Here is a 1,223-nt window from a genome sequence, read left to right as displayed (position 1 = left end):
CTAGTACTTCGTAACGATTTAAATTCATAGTTACATTCCGTTTGCCGATATATTCTGTAAAAAGGATATGAGGAGTAAGCATATGGAAAAGAGATGGATTGTAACCTTGAGTTTGGAAGAACGAGAACAATTAGAAACGCTCATTAAAAAAGGAAAAGTGGCGGGTTATAAAATCAAACATGCTCATATCCTGCTCAAAGTCGATGAAGGCGAACAAGGTCCGGCTTGGCCGGATACCCGAATCGCAGAGGCGTACAACGTCCATGAAAGCACGGTAAGAAATATGCGTAAGCGGTTAGTTGAAAAAGGACTGGAAGCCGCCTTGGAGCGAGAAAAACGAACGAATTACACGCGCAAACTCGACGGCGAAGCCGAGGCGAGACTGTTGGCTATCGCTTGCAGTGAACCGCCGGAAGGAGCCAGTACATGGTCGGTGCGTCTATTGGCAGATCGAATGGTCGAACTGGAAATCGTCGATGAATTGTCGCATATGACCGTGCAGCGGGCATTAAAAAAAATGAACTTAAACCTTGGTTAAAGAAGCAGTGGTGCATTCCGGAAGCATCCGGTGAATTTGTGGCACGGATGGAAGACGTACTGGATGTCTACCAACGTCCGTATGATCCCCTACGGCCGGTCGTTTGCCTGGATGAAACGAATCGGCAACTGATCCAGGAGACACGTTCTTCACTTGAACCCAAGCCCGGCCAACCGAAACGGATCGATTACGAGTACAAGCGCGGAGGCGTAGTCAATCTGTTTATGATGTTTGCTCCGCTGGAAGCCAAGCGTTATGTCCGGGTGTTGGATCAACGGAAACGAGTAGATTTTGCAGCCTGCATTCAGGAATTAGTCGACGTTCACTATCCGAAGGCCGAAAAGATTGTCTTAGTCATGGACAATTTAAATACGCATAGTATCGGATCTCTCTACGAAGCGTTTGAGCCCAAGGAAGCCAAGCGGCTGGCGGACAAACTGGAAATTCACCATACGCCCAAGCATGGGAGCTGGCTCAACATGGCCGAGATTGAGATTGGCATTTTGAGTCGCCAATGTTTGTCGGGTTATATTTCAACCAAGGAGACGATGATCCGGCAAGTAGCCGCTTGGGAAGTCCGCCGAAATCATTCAGGCTCCGCCGTGAACTGGCGATTCACCACCGATGATGCACGTATTAAACTCAAAAAATTGTACCCTGTTTTTTAAGGGTTACAGAGTACTAG

1 protein-coding gene is annotated in these 1,223 nt (G+C 47.8%); it reads left to right on the top strand.

Translation table 11 applies throughout. From position 1 onward, the window contains the following. The first annotated feature begins 82 nt into the window (after positions 1 to 82). Positions 83 to 1,206, top strand: a protein-coding gene (locus tag L691_RS31105; protein WP_408634735.1) for an IS630 family transposase whose coding sequence is annotated in 2 segments (ribosomal slippage) — positions 83 to 506 and positions 506 to 1,206 — 1,125 coding nt in all. Because the reading frame shifts where the segments join, the coding sequence is not laid out codon by codon here. Positions 1,207 to 1,223 lie beyond the last annotated feature (17 nt).

Origin of the sequence: Paenibacillus zanthoxyli JH29 (assembly GCF_000520715.1) — a bacterium.
Taxonomy (GTDB): domain Bacteria; phylum Bacillota; class Bacilli; order Paenibacillales; family Paenibacillaceae; genus Paenibacillus_AQ; species Paenibacillus_AQ zanthoxyli.
The sequence above is the reverse complement of the archived record's forward strand: the minus strand, read 5'-3'. Positions and strand labels throughout refer to the sequence as shown.